Origin of the sequence: Cystobacter fuscus DSM 2262, from assembly GCF_000335475.2 — a bacterium.
GTDB classification, from domain to species: Bacteria; Myxococcota; Myxococcia; order Myxococcales; family Myxococcaceae; genus Cystobacter; species Cystobacter fuscus.
Map to the genome: position 1 here is coordinate 302,289 of NZ_ANAH02000013.1, position 15,060 is coordinate 317,348.

Here is a 15,060-nt window from a genome sequence, read left to right on the forward strand (position 1 = left end):
CTGACTCACGGTGAGTCCGGGACTGTCAGTCCTGGCCCTGACTGCGGGGACGGCTCTCGGCGTAGTCGCGCGCCTGGGGAACGCTCCCCCGGTGCTCGCGCAGCGGACAGTGCCGACACGTCCACCCGTCCCAGCCCCGCTTCACCGCGAGGTGCAGACAGGCGTCGTAGTTGGCGCAGAACAGGTTGCGTTGAACCTCCACCACCGACTCGTCTCGCAGGGCGCAAGGGAGCGGACTCGGGCAGGGTGTGATGGACAAGGTCGGGCCTCCAGCGAATCAAACGAGCCTTCCCCCCTCGGCGGGCTGCAACAGGGTCCGCCCGCTCGCATTCCCGGAGGGAAGATAAAAAAAGGCCCGCCCGGTCCACGGCCCCGTCGAATGGTGGGGTGCGTGAGCCCGGGCGGGCCAGTCTACCTTCGGCGTCAACATCTCCGCCGGACGGTGGCTTTATCAGCGCGCCGTGCCGACGGAGGTGGACGCCTGACTCTTGCTATCAGTCAAGGCATCACCTCCTTTCGTCTGCGGAGCCTTTTCTAATCACCCTTCTTTCCCCGCGCCACTCGTCGGGAGGTGTGGGGCGAGGCCGTACCCTGGGCAGACGAGAGGGCGGGAGCGGCTCAGGCGGCGACGAATTGGCGTTCCACCAGGCGACGGTAGAGGCCCTCCTGGCCCATGAGGGTGGAGTGGTCGCCGCTCTGCACCACCTGGCCCCCCTCCATCACCACCACGCGGTCGGCCCCCATCACCGTGGACAGGCGGTGGGCGATGATGAGCGTGGTGCGCCCGCGCATCAGCCGCTCGAGGGCCTCCTTCACCAGGTGCTCGCTCTCGGCGTCCAGGGCGCTGGTGGCCTCGTCGAGCACCAGCAGGCGCGGATCCTTGAGCACCGCGCGGGCAATGGCGATGCGCTGCTTCTGCCCGCCGGACAGCTGCACGCCGCGCTCGCCCACCATCGTCTGGTAGCCCTCGGGGAAGCGGGAGATGAACTCGTGGGCGTTGGCGGTGCGCGCGGCGGCTTCCACCTCGGCGTCCGTGGCGTCCTTGCGGCCATAGCGGATGTTGTCCGCGATGGAGGTGGCGAACAGCATGGGCTCCTGCGCCACCGTGCCCACCTGCTGGCGCAGCCACTCGGTGTCCAGCGTGCTCAGCTCCCGCCCGTCCAGCAGCACCCGGCCCTCCTGCGGGTCATACATGCGCGCGAGCAGCGCGGCGAGCGTGGACTTGCCCGCGCCCGAGGGGCCGACGATGGCCACCACCTCGCCCGGCGCGAGTGCCAGGTGGATGCCCTTGAGCACCGGCACGTCCCGCCGCGTGGGATAGGCGAAGCGCACGTCCTGGAACTCGACCCGGCCCTGCACCGCCGCCAGGCGCTCGCCCCCCGAGGACGGAATGGCGGGCACGCGGTCGATGAGTTCGAAGACGCGCTCGGCGGCACCCGAGGCGCGCATGAAGTCCGCCCACAGGTCCGCGAGCGCTCCCAGCGCGAAGGCCACCATGAGCGAGTAGATGAGGAAGGAGGTGAGGTTGCCCACCGTCATCCTCCCGTCGAGCACCATCCGCCCGCCGTACCAGAGCACCACCGCCGAGGAGAGGTAGCCCGCGGACGAGGCGCCCGCGAGGAAGAACGAGGACTGTTTGGCCCGGCGGCGCGCGACGTCGTAGGCGTGCTCGGTGGCGCTCTGGTAGCGCTCCACCTCGTGGCGCTCGGCGGCGAAGGAGCGCACGGTGCGGATGCCCGACAGGCTCTCCTCGGCCACCTCGTTGGCTACCGCGAGCGCGTCCTGCGACTCCTTGGAGAGGCCGCGCACCTTGCGCCCATACGACACCGCCCCCACCGCCACCGCGGGCACGATGGTGAGCATCAGCGCGGTGAGCACCGGCGAGGTGTAGAAGAGCAGGCCAATTCCGCCGAACGCCTGGGCCGCGTTGCGCAGCGCCATGGAGATGTTCACGCTCACCGCGTTCTGCAGCACCGTGGTGTCCGAGGACAGCCGGTTGGTGAGCTCTCCCGTCTTGCGCTCGTCGAAGAAGCCCACCTCCTGGGACATGAGGCTCGCGAACAGGTTCTGCCGCAGCCGCGTCACCACGCGCTCGCCCGCGGTGGTGAAGAGGTAGTAGCGCAGCGCCATCGCCACGCCCTGGAAGAGGAAGACGACCACCATGGCCAGGGCCACCCGGTCGATGTGCTCCCGGTTCCCCGACTTGAGGCTCTGGTCGATGATGTCCCCGATGATCTTCGGGTACACCAGACCCAGGGCGCTCGCGAGCACGAGGAAGAAGGTTCCGGCGATGATCCGGCGGGCCTGCGGGCGCGCCAGCCCCATCAGGCGGCTGAACGTCGCCCGGGAGAACCGGGGCTTCTTGGAGGCGTCGGGTTTGTTCTTGGCGTCGGACACGCGCCCAGCCTACCTCGCGACGGGGCGCCCGGCCCGTACTCTCTCGCCCCGCTTCCGTCCGCCCGCCCGGCAGGCGGGTTCAGCCGCCGCGCAACACCGCCTCCACCCGCGCCACGTCCCCGGGCACGTCCACCGCCACCGTGTGTCCCGCCACCTGGCCACAGCGGATGCGCACCCCATGCTCCAGGGCTCGTAGCTGCTCCAATTTCTCCGCCCCTTCCAGCGGGGTGGGGCTCAGCCCGGCGAGGCGCAGCAGCGTCGCGCGCCGGTAGCCATACAGGCCCAGGTGCGCCCAGTGCCGCACCGCGCCGGCCTCGCCCGGCTCGCGCACGAAGGGCAGCAGGGCGCGGCTGAAGTACAGCGCGTCCCCATTGAGCGCCAGCACCGCCTTCACCACGTGGGGACTGGCCTGCTCGGCCGCCTCCAGGGGCCGCACCAGGGTGCCCATCTCCACCGCCGGGTCGGCGAACAGGCCCGCGAGCACCCTCAGGGTGTCCGGATCCACCAGCGGCTCGTCCCCCTGCACGTTCACCCAGACGTCCACGTCCGCACGCGTCCGGGCCACCTCCGCCACCCGGTCCGTTCCCGTGGCGCACTCGGGCGAGGTCATCACCGCCGTGCCCCCAAAGCCCTCCACCGCCTCCTGGATGCGCACATCGTCGGTGGCCACCAGCACCTCGCCGAAGACGAGCGCCTCCTGGCAGCGGCGCCAGACGTGTTCGATCATCGGCCGGCCGGCGATGGACGCCAGGGGTTTGCCAGGAAAGCGCGTGCTCGCGTAGCGCGCGGGGATGACGGCGACGGGACGGGGGGCGGACATGGCGGCGCTGTCTATCAGATTCACGACGCTGCGAGGCCCCCCGGGCCAGGGACCCCCTGGCCGATGCGGGGCGGGTGCCTAGCTTCGACCCCCATATGAAGAAGGTTCTCCATATCGTCGGGGCGCGTCCCAACTTCATGAAGGTCGCGCCCATCCACCGGGCCATCCGCGAGCGCGGCGTGCTCGCCCAGACCCTCGTCCACACCGGGCAGCACTACGACGTGAAGATGAGCGATGTCTTCTTCACCGACCTGGGCATGCCCGCCCCCGACGTCCACCTCGGCATCGGCTCGGGCAGCCACACCGAGCAGACCGCCCGGGTGATGATCGAGCTGGAGAAGGTCTTCACCCAGGAGAAGCCCGACCTCGTGTCCGTGGTGGGCGACGTCAACAGCACCCTGGCCGGGGCGCTCGTGGCGGTGAAGATGGGCATCAAGCTCGCCCACGTGGAGGCGGGGTTGCGCAGCGGCGACCGCACCATGCCCGAGGAGATCAACCGGCTGCTCGTGGACCGCATCTCGGACCTGCTGCTCACGCCCTCGGCCGACGCGGACGCCAACCTGCTGCGCGAGGGCATCGAGCCCGAGCGCATCCGCATGGTGGGCAACGTGATGATCGACTCGCTCCTGTCGGCGCGCGAGCAGGCCCTGCGCCTGCCCACCCTCAAGGACATGGGCTTCACCCCGCGCGGCTACGCGGTGTGCACCCTGCACCGCGCCTCCAACGTGGATGACGAGGGCACGCTGCGCGGACTGCTCTCCGCGCTCGGCCACGTGGCCAGCCGCCTGCCCGTCGTCTTCCCCGTCCACCCGCGCACCCGCAAGCGCATCGCGGACCTGGGCCTCGGGCCCACCCTGGAGCGCACCCCGGGCCTGCGCCTCGTGGATCCGCTCGGCTACCTGGAGTTCCTCGCGCTCACCTCCCAGGCCCGGCTCGTCTTCACCGACTCGGGCGGCCTCCAGGAGGAGACCACCGTGCTCGGCATTCCCTGCCTCACCGTGCGCGAGAACACCGAGCGGCCCATCACCGTGGACGTGGGCACCAACCTCGTCGTGGGCACCGACCCCGCCCACATCCAGAGGGAAGCGGACCGCATCCTCGACGGGCACGAGAAGAAGGGCCGGGTGCCCGATGGCTGGGACGGCCACAGTGGCGAGCGCATCGCCCAGCTCTACGAGGAGACGCTCGGCGCCGTCGCCGCCCCCCGACGCGCGGCCGTCTAGCCGCCTCGCGCGCCGTGTTATGCCAGGGGCCTCATGAGTGAGACCCCCGAGGGCTTCGTCGACATCTCCTTCGTCGTCGAGCCGAACTACGCCGGCTGGAGGCTCGAGCGCTACCTCGCCCAGAAGCTCCGCCGGCTGCCTCGCGAGCGGCTGCTCGGCGTCATCCAGCGCGGAGTCCTCTGCGAGGAGCGCCGGCTCAAGCCCTCCACGCCCGTCTACCCGGGCCTGTCCTTCCGCATCCGCCGGCCCGCGAGCGCCGAGCCCGACACGCCCACCGAAGTGCCCGTCGTCTTCGAGGACGACTGGCTGCTCGTGCTCGACAAGCCCGCCGGGCTGCCGCTGCACCCCACCGCCCGCTACCACAAGGGCACGCTCGTCTCCTTGCTGCGCGAGCGCTTGGGCCATGCCTCCGCCGAGCCCGCGCACCGCTTGGACCGGGAGACCAGTGGCCTGGTCGTCTGCGGACGCACCACCGAGGCCTGCCGGGTGCTCGGCCGGCTTTTCATCTCGCGCGAGGTGCACAAGGAGTACCTCGCCATCTGCGAGGGCCATCCTCCCGAGGACTCCTTCCGCGTGGATGCCCCCATCGCCGAGGGGACCGAGCTCATCCGCATCGCGGTACGCATCGACCCCATCCTGGGCAAGGAAAGCCACACGCGCTTCGAGGTGCTCAGCCGCTTCACCCTCGAGGGCGAGCCCTTCGCCCTCTTGCGCTGCCACCCCGAGACCGGACGCCAGCATCAGATCCGCGTCCACTTGCGCGAGGCGGGCTTTCCGCTCGTGGGCGACAAGATGTACGGGCCGGACCCCGGCTACTTCGATCGGTTCAGCAAACGCTGCCTCGAGCCCGAGGCGTGGGTGCGCTTGCGCCTTCCCCGCCACGCCCTCCACGCCGCGCGCCTGTCCTTCCCCCACCCGGCCACCGGCCAGCGCGTCACGTTCGAGTCCCCGCTCCCCGGAGACCTCCAGGACTTCATCGCCAACCGGACTCCGGCCGGGCTGATCTTCCCTGGCGCGGACGGTGCATAACTTTCGCGCATGAGTGAAGCCCCCTCCTCTCCCGAGGATGCCCTCGGACAGGCACCGTCGCGCGAACGGATGGAACTCGAGGAGGAACTGCCCTTCGACATCCCGCTCCAGTTGTTTCCCGACGGGGCGTTCGTGCTCGACGAGCAGTGGCGCATCGTGGCGCTCAACCCAGTGGCGGCGCGCTTGCTCGGTCACTCGCGCGAGGAGCTGCTCGGCGAGGTGCTGTGGACGCTCTTCCCCACGCTGCTCGACACCGCTTTCGGCACGGCCTACCTGCGCGCCCGGGCGGAGGGGGTGACCACCACCGCGGAGTGGATTGCCCCCCTGGGGGAGACCTCCTACGAGGCGTGCGCCGTCCCATATGGCTCCCAGTTGATCATCTTCCTGCGCGACGTGACGTCGCGCCGGGAAGCGGAAGTGGCCAGGGAGAAGAGCGTCGGGCGGCTCGCCCTGTTGCAGGAGATGACGACGAAGTTGTGCGCGGTGGCTTCCGCCGCCGAGGTCGTGGAGGTCATCGCGCGCGGCGCCCTGGAGGCGATGGATGCCCGGCGGCTGTCCGTGGCACTGCCCGAGATGGATGGCCGCTCGCTCCGGGTGCTCAGCCGCGAGAGCATGTCCGGCGGTCCCGGCTACCGGCTGTCCCAGGTGCCCATGGAGTCGAACCTGCCCATCACCCGGGTCTTCCGCTCGGGCCGGCCCGAGTGGTCCGGCGCCCTGGCCTGTCTGCCCATGCTCGCCAAGGGCTCGCCCATGGCGGTGCTGTCCCTCACCTTCGCGCCCCTGCACGTCTTCGACTCGGCGGACCGGGACTTCCTGCTGTCGCTCGCCCACCAGGGCGCACTCGCGCTCGAGCGTGCCCGGCTCTTCGACAAGGAGCAGGCCGCGCGCGCCGAGGCCGAGTTCCAACGCACCCGTCTGCAAGCCGTGGTGATGCAGGCGCCCCTGGCGGTCTGCCTCATGCGCGGCCCCGAGCACGTCATCGAGCTGGACAACCCCCTGCACCAGGCCCACCAGGGCGACAGTGGCCTCGTGGGCCAGAAGATGCGTGACGCCCTGCCCCACCACATGCGCCAGGGCATGCTCGACGTGCTCGACCGTGTCTACATGTGGGGGGAGCGCTTCGTCGCGCGCGAATACCGGGTGGCGGAGGATCCGCGCACGGGGGCGCCCCGCGACGAGCGCTTCTTCAACTTCTCCTACGAGCCGCTGCGCGACACCGCGGGCCACGTGGATGGGGTGGCCTTCTTCTCCTACGACGTGACGGACCACGTGCGCGCGCGGCGCGAGGTGGAGGCGCTCGCCGAGCGGCAGCACTTCCTGTACGAGGCCAGCACGCTCCTGGGCAGCTCGCTCGACTCCGTGTCCACGATGGAGCGCTTGATGGAGCTGGTGGTGCCCCGCTTCGCCGACTGCTGCGCGGTGCACGTGCTCACCGAGGAGGGACGGGTGGAGCAGCTCGCGGGGCTGCACCGGGATCCGGAACGGGCCCGGGTGGCGCTCCAGGTGCTTCGGCTCCAGCCCGTCGAGTTGTCCGCCGACCATGGCGTCGGCAAGGTGCTGCGCACGGGCGAGTCGGAGTGGATCCCCGAGTTCTCCGAGGGCCAGCTCGCCCAGATGGCGCGCAGCTCCGAGGCCGAGGCGCCGCTGAACGCGCTCCAGCTCTGTTCCTATATCTGCGTGCCCCTGGTGGCGCGGGGTCGGACGCTCGGCACGCTCATGCTGGCGCAGGGCGACAGCGGCCGTCATTACTCGCGCGCGGACCTGACGCTGGCCGAGGAGCTGGCGCGCCGGGCCGCCCTGTGTCTGGACAACGCGCGGCTGTACCGTGATGCCCAGGACGCCATCCGGCTGCGCGACGAGTTCCTCTCCATCGCGAGCCATGAGCTCAAGACACCGCTCACCGTGCTGCGGCTCCAGTTGTCCTCCCTGGAGCGTCACCTGCCTCCGGAGGCGAGCGAGCGGATGCGCACGAAGCTGGACGAGGCCCAACGCCAGGCGCGGCGGCTCTCGCAGCTCATCACGTTGCTGCTCGACGTGGGCCGCATCGTCACCGGCCGCGTGTCCCTGGATCGCGCCGAGATGGATCTCACCCGGCTCATCCAGGAGGTGATGGAGCGGCTGCGCGACGTGTTCACCCGCGCGGGCTGCGAGGTGACGCTCCATGCGCCCGCGCCCGTGGTGGGTTGCTGGGACGCGCTCCGCCTGGAGCAGGTCATCGTCAACCTGCTCACCAACGCGGCCCGCTACGGCGCGGGCAAGCCCATCACCCTCCGGCTGGAGTCGGACGGCGTGCACGCCCGGTTCATCGTGCGCGATGAGGGGGTGGGCATCTCCCCCGAGGACCTGCCGCGCATCTTCAGCCGCTTCGAGCGCGCCGTCACGGTGCGGCACTACGGGGGCCTGGGCCTGGGGCTCTACATCAGCCGGGAAATCGTCGAGTCCCACGGCGGACACCTGACCGTGGACAGCCAGCCGGGGCAGGGCGCCACCTTCACGCTGGAGCTGCCCTACCAAATCCCCGGGGAGTGAGGGCCGCCGGCGGTGCCTCGGTTCTTCAAGTCCCCTCGCCCAGCCGCTTGAGGAAGGTGGGGTAGGAGAGGCCGAGCACCTTGGCCGCCTCCATGCGCCGCCCACCCATCTGCTCCAGCACCCAGCGGGTATAGGCGCGCTCCACCTCCTCCAGGGCGCGTGGCGGTCCGGAGAGCACGAAGGCGTTGGGCTCGGGGGGGCTCGCCGCCGGGGCTCCGGCCGGCACGGGCCTGGTGCCCGCGAGCACGTCCAGCTCCAGCTCGGGCCCGGGCTCCATCACCAGGGCGCGCTCGAGGACGTTGCGCAGCTCGCGCACGTTGCCGGGGAAGGCGTAGGCGGTGAGCCGGGTGCGGGCGTGGGGCCCGAGCGAGACGTCCCGACGCCCCAGCTCCCGGCGCAGCTCGGCGAGGATGCCCTCGGCGAGCGGGAGGATGTCCTCGGGGCGCTCGCGCAGGGGCGGGATGTCGATGCGGAAGACGCCCAGGCGGAACCACAGGTCCTCCCGGAACTCGCCGCGCGCCATGAGGCCCGGCAGGTCGCGGTGCGTGGCGGCCACGATGCGCGCGCTGCTGGAGTGCTCCGTGGTGCCGCCCAGGCGCCGGAAGCGGCCCGAGTCGAGGAAGGTGAGCAGCTTGGCCTGCAGGCCCAGGGGCAGCTCGCCCACCTCGTCGAGGAAGAGCGTGCCCCCGTGCGCCACCTCCACCAGCCCCCGGCGCGCGGTGCGCGCGTCGGTGAAGGCGCCCTTCTCGTGGCCGAACAGCTCGCTCTCCACCGTCTGCTCGGGCAGGGCCGCGCAGTTGACGTGGACGAAGGGCGCGTCGTCGCCCCGGGAGGACAAGGCGTGCAGGTGGCGCGCGAGCATCTCCTTGCCCGTGCCCGTCTCCCCCAACAGCATCACCGCGCCGCGGGGCGAGGTGGCGATGCGCTCGAGCGCCGCGAACACCCGCTGCATGGCCGCCGACGCGGGGGGCACGAGCCGGCGCCGCCCGGACAGCTCGGCCTCGGCCGCGGCCAGCCGGTCCTTCAACCGGCCCGTGTCCAGGGCCCGGCGCGCGCGCAGCACCAGGTCCGCCAGCTCCACCGGCTTGGCCACGTAGTCCGCCGCGCCCGCGCGCACCGCGTCCACCGCGCTGGCGATGTCGCCGTGCGCCGTCACCATCACCACGGCCGCGCCGGGCGCCTGGGCCTTGAGCTCGGGCAGGAAGGTGAGTCCGTCTCCATCCGGCAGCCTCCGGTCGAGCACCACCAGCGCGGGCGTGAGGCGCGCGAGCGCGGCGCGGGCCTCGTGCAGCGAGCGCGCCAGGGTGACGGCGTAGCCCTCGCGCTGCAGCGCCGCCGCGCCCAGCGACGAGAAGGCCCGGTCATCATCGATGAAGAGCAGGGGGACGCTCATGGGGCGGCTCCTGGGAATCGGACGAGGCGGTGGAGTCGGGTGGGGGCAGCGTCACGGTGAAGCGGCTGCCGCCGGGAAGGCGCGTGAAGCCGACGCGGCCTCCCTGCTGCTCCACCGCGCGTCGGGTCATGGACAGCCCGAGCCCCACGCCCTTGGGCTTGGAGGTGACGAAGGGCTCGAAGAGCCGCGCCTCGAAGCCTTCCGGTGGGCCGCCCGCGTTGTCCTCCACGTCCACCACGGCGTGGCCCTCCTCCTGGCGCACGCGCACGCTCACCTCGGGCGTGGCCACCCGTCCGAGGTCCTTGGCGGCCACGGCCGCCTCCATGGCGTTGCGCACCAGGTTGTCCAGCGCGGTGGCCAGCAAGAGGGGGTCTCCCTGGAGCTCGAGCGCCTCGGGCAGGTGGGCGGTGAGGCGCACCTCCTCGGCCTCGGGCAGCACGCGCAGTCCCTCGAGCACCTCGCGCACCAGGTGCGGCAGGTCCACGGGGATGCGCTGCACGCGCGGGGGTTTGCCGAAGTGCAGCAGCGAGGTGGCCAGGTGCGCGAGTCGATCAATCTGCCCACGCAGGGCGCGCACCGCGAGGGCCTGCTCCTCTCCGGGCGAGAGCAGGCCGGTGGCCACCTTGAGGCCGTTGAGCGAGTTCTTCACCTCGTGGGCGATGAGGCCCGAGGCCGAGCCGAGCGCCGCCATCGTCTCCTTCTCCGCCGCGCGCCGCTCCATCTCCAGGAAGAGGCGGTAGACGCGCCGCCAGTGCAGGCTGAAGAGCAGCAGGGTGCCCACCTGGAGCCCCGCGAGCACGAGCAGTTGCGCGAGCAGCCGTTGACGAATGGTGGCCACGGTGGCCGTCTCGTCCGCGGCCATCACCAGCCGCAGCCGCGTGCCCGGCACCACCGTGGCCCAGGCGAACAGCTCTTCCCCGTCCGCGCTGTCCACCTCCTGGCCTTCCCGGGCCAGCAGTTGCTCCACCTTCGCGGCGAAGCCGGGCAGGGTGGCCCACGAGGGCGGTGGCGAGGGCAGGAGGATGTCGCCGCCGCGGTTGAGCACCACCAGCTTCAGGTGCTTGCTCATGGGCCGCGAGCCGGGCAGCTCCATGCGGGCGTCGATCAACCCGACGAGCATCCCCAGGACACGGTGCTCGCCCCTCACCGGCACGGCGACGACGAAGGTGGAGGAGCCCGGATCGAGCGCGTCCACGACGGGCGCTTGTTGCTGGAGGACGTGCTGGAACCACGCGCGTGCGCGCACCACGTCGCTCGGGGTGCGCACGAGCGGCTCGCTCCAACGCACGTTGCCCGTGGTGTCGAGCAGGAGGATGCCCTGGCGGAACAGGCCGAGGTCGGGCGCGGTGAGGTCCTGCATGTCCTCGATGGCCCGTCCCTCCAGCAGCTCGGGCCCCACGCCCAGGGCCACGCGGGACAGCTCCGACTCGAGCAGCTGGATGTGCAGGCCGAGCGCCTCGGCGTATACCCGGCCCTCGCGCTCCAGCCGCGAGCGGAACTGGTCGTGCATCTCGTGCACGTCCCCGCGGTAGGACAGCAGCGGCCCCACCACGGCGACGAGGCCCAGCAGGCACAGCCCCGCGAGCACCGAGCGGGTGAACTGCCGCTCGGCGTCTCTCAGGTCGGGATGGGAGGGGCTCGCCATGTCCCGGGGGCGCGGGGGGGCGCGCGCCTCAGGCGCTGACGAGCTTGGGCCCGGGCTTCTTCTCCTCGTCGGAGGAGGCCGGACCGAAGTTGCCGGTGAGGTACTTGCCGGAGAAGCAGGCGGTGCAGAAGGTGTTGCGCTCGCGGTCTCCCACCGCGGTGCCCAGGCCCTCCAGGGAGATGTAGCCGAGCGAGTCCGCCGTCACGTAGCGGGCGATCTCCTCCACGGAGTGGCTGGAGGCGATGAGCTCCTGGCGGCTGGGCGTGTCGATGCCGTAGTAGCAGGGCCACTGGGTGGGGGGCGAGGAGATGCGCAGGTGCACCTCCGTGGCGCCCGCGGCCTTGAGCATCTTCACGATCTTCCGGCTCGTCGTGCCGCGCACGATGGAGTCATCCACCACCACCACGCGCTTGCCCTTGAGCACCTGGCGCACCGCGGACAGCTTGAGCTTCACGCCGAAGTGGCGGATGGACTGCTGGGGCTCGATGAAGGTGCGGCCCACGTAGTGGCTGCGGATGAGGCCCACGTCATAGGGGATGCCGCTGGCCTGCGAGTAGCCGATGGCCGCGGGCACGCCCGAGTCCGGCACCGCGATGACCAGGTCCGCCCCCGGCACGGGCTGCTCGCGCGCGAGCTGCCGGCCCATCTCCTTGCGCGTCTCGTACACGCTGGCGCCGAAGAGGACCGAGTCGGGCTTGGCGAAGTACACGTGCTCGAAGATGCACCGGCCCAGGCGCGTGGGCGGGAAGGGGTTGCTGGTGCGCAGGCCCTCCTCGTCGATGACGACCATCTCCCCGGCCTCGAGCTCGCGGATGAACTCCGCCTCGATCAAGTCGAGCGCCGTCGTCTCGCTGGTGAGCACCCAGCTGTTCTTGAGCCGGCCGAGCACCAGCGGGCGGAAGCCGAAGGGATCCCTCACCGCCACGAGCTTCTTCTCGGCGAGGAAGAGCAGGCTGTAGGCGCCCTTCACGCGCGAGAGCGCCTCGACGACCTTGTCCTCGAAGGTGGCCTTCTTGGAGCGGGCGATGAGGTGGATGACGACCTCGGTGTCCGCGTCCGACTGGAAGATGGCGCCATCGGCCTCGAGCGACTTGCGCAGCTCGTCGGCGTTGACGAAGTTGCCGTTATGGGCGACCGACATCTGGCCGCCCACGTACTCCACGCTCAGGGGCTGGGCGTTCTTCAACCGGCTGCCGCCCGCGGTGGAGTAGCGCACGTGCCCGATGGCGGCTCCTCCCGGCAGCGACTCGATGACCGGCACGGTGAAGATGTCCGCCACGTGCCCCATGGACAGGTGCGCGCGCAGCCGCTCCCCATCCGAGGCGACAATGCCCGCGGACTCCTGCCCCCGGTGCTGCAATGCATGCAGACCCAGGTACGCCAGGTTGGAAGCCTCTGGGTGACCGACGATTCCGAAGATTCCACACATGCGGCGTGCCTTATCCCCTTCGGGAGCTGAACGGAACGGAGAACGGTTGCCTAACGGTTGCCTCCTTCGGGGGTATTCCTCGAAGTGACGCCGAAATCCATGGGGATGAAGAGGATCCCCGGGAATTTTCCGGTTCCGGATAGGCTCTTGCGTCACATGTCCGTCTCGTGGCGACAACGGCTGCGTGCCCTGGTTCCGCTGACCCTGTTGACCCTGGGGTGTGCCTATGCGCTCGCGTCCTGGAACTGGTGTGGACGCTGGGGCCAGGGGGCACCCACGCTGCTGGGCCAGGCGCGCGCCGGGAGTCCCTTGAGGGCCGGGGCGGCCAGGGTGGCCCTGGCTCCCCCCTATCCGGTGGTGGTGGCCGGCTACGGGCTGCTGCTCCCCGAGGCGGCTGGGGCGAGCTTGCCTCCGCAGGCTCGCGCGGTGGTGCTGGCCGCGGGCGACATGAAGGTGGGGCTGGTGTCGCTGGAGTTGCTGCTGGTGCCCGATGCGCTCGTGGCCAGGGTGCGCGAGCGGACCACGAGCCTGGGGCTCGGCGCGGTGGTGGTGGTGGCCTCGCACACACACTCCTCCTTTGGAGGGTATGACGCCCGGCTGGTCGCTCAGATGGGAGGGACGGGGCGCTTTCGTGGGGAGTCGCTCGAGGCCGCGGTCGAGGGGGCGAGCGAGGCCCTGCGTCAGGCGGCCTCCCAGCTCGCCGACGTCGCCCTGGAGGTGGGGCAGGCGCGCGAGCCTGGACTGGTGCGCTCGCGCTCGGGGGGCGAGTCCCCGGATGGGAACCTGACGCGCGCGGTGCTGCGCGGCGAGCGGGGGCCGGTGGCGGAGCTGCTGCTGTTCGCCTCGCACCCCACGCTGGTGCCGCGCAAGCGCGACGTGGTGGATCCAGACTGGCCCGGACGCGTGAGTCAGCTGCGCGAGGCGGAGGGTGGGGTGACGCTCGTCCTCCAGGGCGCGAGTGGCAACGCCTCGGCGGTGTGGGAGGGGGGCGGGGGACTGGAGACCGTGGAGGGGTACGCGCGGGCCGTGGCGGAGCTGGCGGCGCGGGCGACGCCGGTGCCGGTGGAGCACCCGGAGCTGGGCTTCGCGCGGGTGGAGGTGGCGCTGCCGAGGCCGGACTCCTCGCGGCTGGTGCCCTGGTATGCCCGGGCGGCGGGAGACAACTTCCTGTGTGCCTCGTCCGCGCGCCGCGCCGAGGTGGGGGCGCTGCGGCTGGGGCCGCTCGAGTGGCTGCTGGTGCCGGGCGAGCCCACGGTGGCGGCGGGCTCGTCCCTGGCCGGGCGCACGGGTGCCCGCGACGTGCTGGGGTTGGCGGACGGGTACGTGGGCTACGTGGAGACACCCGAGGCCGTGCGGGCACGCGAGGGCGAGGCGCGCCGCCAGTACTTCGGCGCCACGTTGTTGGAGCAACTGGGCGCCGGGGCGGAGCTGGCGGCCCGGGCGGCGGGCTTCACCCCGTGAGGGGGCGCTAGAGCTTGTCGAACTTCGAGTCCTCGTCCCGCTTCTTGAAGAGCAGCACGGTGCGGCCCAGCAGCTGGGCGAGCTCGGCGCCGGTGCCCTGGGCGAGCTTCTCGGCGGCCTCGTGGCGCTCCTCCGGGCCCTCGTTGATCTTCACCTTGATGAGTTCGTGATCGTGGAGCGCCTGGGCCACGGCGGCGATGACGCCCTCGCTGACGCCCGCCTGGCCCACGATGACCACGGGTTCGAGGTGATGTCCCAGCGCGCGCAGCTGGCGGCGCTGCTTTCCGGTCAACGGCAAGATGCTTCTCCTTCAAGTGGGGAGGCGCGCGGTGGCGCTCCCGGGGTGGCGCACCCTACTTCTTTTGCGCGGCCATGCGCAGCTCGCGCTGGGCCTCGATGTGGTTGGGTTGCAGCTCCACGGTCTTCTGGAAGTGCTTGAGCGCACCGCTCATGTCCCCGCACAGCTTGGCGATGACGCCCAGGAAGTAGTGCCCGGCGGCGACCTTGTCGTTCTTCTTCAGGCACAGCTGGATGTCTTTGTAGGCCTCGTTGAAGCCCGCCTTCTTGTCCTCGAAGGTGAAGAAGCGGGCGTAGCCGCGCCAGGCGTAGAACTCGGCCTCCTGGTCGTTGAGCTGGATGGCCTCGTCGAGCAGCTTGACGGCCTCGGCGAACTTGCGGCCCTTGAGGTAGACGCCCGCCTTGCGGAACAGCTCCTCGCTCTTGAGGATGGCCACCACGTCGACCTCGGCCTCCTTGTTGCCGCCGCTCTTGAGCTCCTCGATGTACGCGGCGCGGCTCTTCTCGTCCGCGAGCGTGCGATGGGCCTCGCCGATGTAGGCGAAGATGTCGGCCTTGAGCTTCTCCATCTCGGGAGGCGCGCCGGGAGGAATCGTGTCCGGGTGGTACAGCTTGGCCAGCTTGAAGTAGGCGATGCGCACCGCCGGGCCGTTGGTGTCCGCGCCGACGCCCAGGCGTTCGAAGTGGTTCTGCTCCTTCATCTTCTGGGCGAGCTCCTGGAGCGCGGCGATGTCGCTCGCGCCGGGCGCCGGGGCGGATGGGGCCGCGGGAGCGGGAGCCTCGGGTTTGGCCGCGGGCGCGGCGGTGGGCGCCGGAGCCGAGGGAGCGGCGGGCTTG

The 15,060-nt window shown here is 71.2% G+C and carries 12 protein-coding genes; 4 read left to right on the forward strand and 8 right to left on the reverse strand.

Features of this window, described 5'->3' with window-relative positions; genetic code table 11:
* Nucleotides 1–25 precede the first annotated feature (25 nt).
* From D187_RS23870 to kdsB, 3 genes are all read right to left on the reverse strand, one after another.
* The gene (locus D187_RS23870) at nucleotides 26–259 is read right to left on the reverse strand and encodes a hypothetical protein (protein ID WP_051256490.1); all 234 of its coding nucleotides are present in this window, start codon (nucleotides 257–259) and stop codon (nucleotides 26–28) included.
* A 359-nt stretch (nucleotides 260–618) separates the two neighbouring features.
* On the reverse strand, nucleotides 619–2,325 hold the full coding sequence (locus D187_RS23875) for an ABC transporter ATP-binding protein (protein ID WP_051256496.1): 1,707 nt from the start codon (nucleotides 2,323–2,325) through the stop codon (nucleotides 619–621).
* Nucleotides 2,326–2,476: 151 nt separating this feature from the next.
* Nucleotides 2,477–3,217 (reverse strand): 3-deoxy-manno-octulosonate cytidylyltransferase, encoded by a 741-nt coding sequence (kdsB, locus tag D187_RS23880; RefSeq protein ID WP_002630716.1) that lies wholly within the window; start codon nucleotides 3,215–3,217, stop codon nucleotides 2,477–2,479.
* Between the two features lie 95 nt (nucleotides 3,218–3,312).
* Here kdsB and wecB point away from each other — a divergent pair, with 95 nt between their 5' ends.
* From wecB to D187_RS23895, 3 genes are read left to right on the forward strand one after another with little or no spacing between them, the layout of a single operon-like run.
* The gene (wecB, locus tag D187_RS23885; RefSeq protein ID WP_002630717.1) at nucleotides 3,313–4,440 is read left to right on the forward strand and encodes a non-hydrolyzing UDP-N-acetylglucosamine 2-epimerase; all 1,128 of its coding nucleotides are present in this window, start codon (nucleotides 3,313–3,315) and stop codon (nucleotides 4,438–4,440) included.
* Between the two features lie 33 nt (nucleotides 4,441–4,473).
* Nucleotides 4,474–5,469 (forward strand): RluA family pseudouridine synthase, encoded by a 996-nt coding sequence (locus D187_RS23890; protein ID WP_002630718.1) that lies wholly within the window; start codon nucleotides 4,474–4,476, stop codon nucleotides 5,467–5,469.
* A 9-nt stretch (nucleotides 5,470–5,478) separates the two neighbouring features.
* Complete coding sequence (locus D187_RS23895) at nucleotides 5,479–7,998, forward strand: ATP-binding protein (RefSeq protein WP_002630719.1); 2,520 nt, start codon at nucleotides 5,479–5,481, stop codon at nucleotides 7,996–7,998.
* 25 nt (nucleotides 7,999–8,023) lie between these two features.
* Here the strand turns inward: D187_RS23895 and D187_RS23900 are convergent, their stop codons facing one another.
* Genes D187_RS23900 through purF form a run of 3 tightly spaced genes read right to left on the reverse strand, consistent with a single transcriptional unit; the run spans nucleotide 8,024 to nucleotide 12,465 of the window.
* Entirely contained in the window at nucleotides 8,024–9,391 is a 1,368-nt protein-coding gene (locus tag D187_RS23900; protein ID WP_002630720.1) for a sigma-54-dependent transcriptional regulator, read from the reverse strand.
* Nucleotides 9,363–11,036 carry a sensor histidine kinase gene (locus D187_RS23905; protein WP_002630721.1) on the reverse strand — a complete coding sequence of 558 codons (1,674 nt, stop codon included), beginning with the start codon at nucleotides 11,034–11,036 and terminating at the stop codon, nucleotides 9,363–9,365. Before D187_RS23905 ends, D187_RS23900 begins: the two co-directional genes overlap by 29 nt.
* Before the next feature lie 28 nt (nucleotides 11,037–11,064).
* Entirely contained in the window at nucleotides 11,065–12,465 is a 1,401-nt protein-coding gene (gene purF / locus D187_RS23910) for an amidophosphoribosyltransferase (protein ID WP_002630722.1), read from the reverse strand.
* 156 nt (nucleotides 12,466–12,621) lie between these two features.
* Here purF and D187_RS23915 point away from each other — a divergent pair, with 156 nt between their 5' ends.
* Entirely contained in the window at nucleotides 12,622–13,926 is a 1,305-nt protein-coding gene (locus D187_RS23915) for a neutral/alkaline non-lysosomal ceramidase N-terminal domain-containing protein (protein ID WP_002630723.1), read from the forward strand.
* Nucleotides 13,927–13,933: 7 nt separating this feature from the next.
* Here D187_RS23915 and yhbY read toward each other — a convergent pair whose 3' ends face one another.
* Entirely contained in the window at nucleotides 13,934–14,224 is a 291-nt protein-coding gene (gene yhbY / locus D187_RS23920; protein ID WP_002630724.1) for a ribosome assembly RNA-binding protein YhbY, read from the reverse strand.
* Between the two features lie 55 nt (nucleotides 14,225–14,279).
* A partial coding sequence (locus D187_RS23925) for a J domain-containing protein (RefSeq protein WP_043431275.1) occupies nucleotides 14,280–15,060 on the reverse strand: 781 nt, incomplete at its 5' end.

Bases quoted from the DNA above. Each gene is read 5' to 3' on its own strand.
- D187_RS23890 (WP_002630718.1), top strand. From the start codon at position 4,474: ATGAGTGAGACCCCCGAGGGCTTCGTCGACATCTCCTTCGTCGTCGAG.
- D187_RS23875 (WP_051256496.1), bottom strand. From the start codon at position 2,325: ATGGGGCTGGCGCGCCCGCAGGCCCGCCGGATCATCGCCGGAACCTTC.
- D187_RS23905 (WP_002630721.1), bottom strand. From the start codon at position 11,036: ATGGCGAGCCCCTCCCATCCCGACCTGAGAGACGCCGAGCGGCAGTTC.
- purF (WP_002630722.1), bottom strand. From the start codon at position 12,465: ATGTGTGGAATCTTCGGAATCGTCGGTCACCCAGAGGCTTCCAACCTG.
- D187_RS23900 (WP_002630720.1), bottom strand. From the start codon at position 9,391: ATGAGCGTCCCCCTGCTCTTCATCGATGATGACCGGGCCTTCTCGTCG.
- wecB (WP_002630717.1), top strand. From the start codon at position 3,313: ATGAAGAAGGTTCTCCATATCGTCGGGGCGCGTCCCAACTTCATGAAG.
- D187_RS23895 (WP_002630719.1), top strand. From the start codon at position 5,479: ATGAGTGAAGCCCCCTCCTCTCCCGAGGATGCCCTCGGACAGGCACCG.
- kdsB (WP_002630716.1), bottom strand. From the start codon at position 3,217: ATGTCCGCCCCCCGTCCCGTCGCCGTCATCCCCGCGCGCTACGCGAGC.
- D187_RS23915 (WP_002630723.1), top strand. From the start codon at position 12,622: ATGTCCGTCTCGTGGCGACAACGGCTGCGTGCCCTGGTTCCGCTGACC.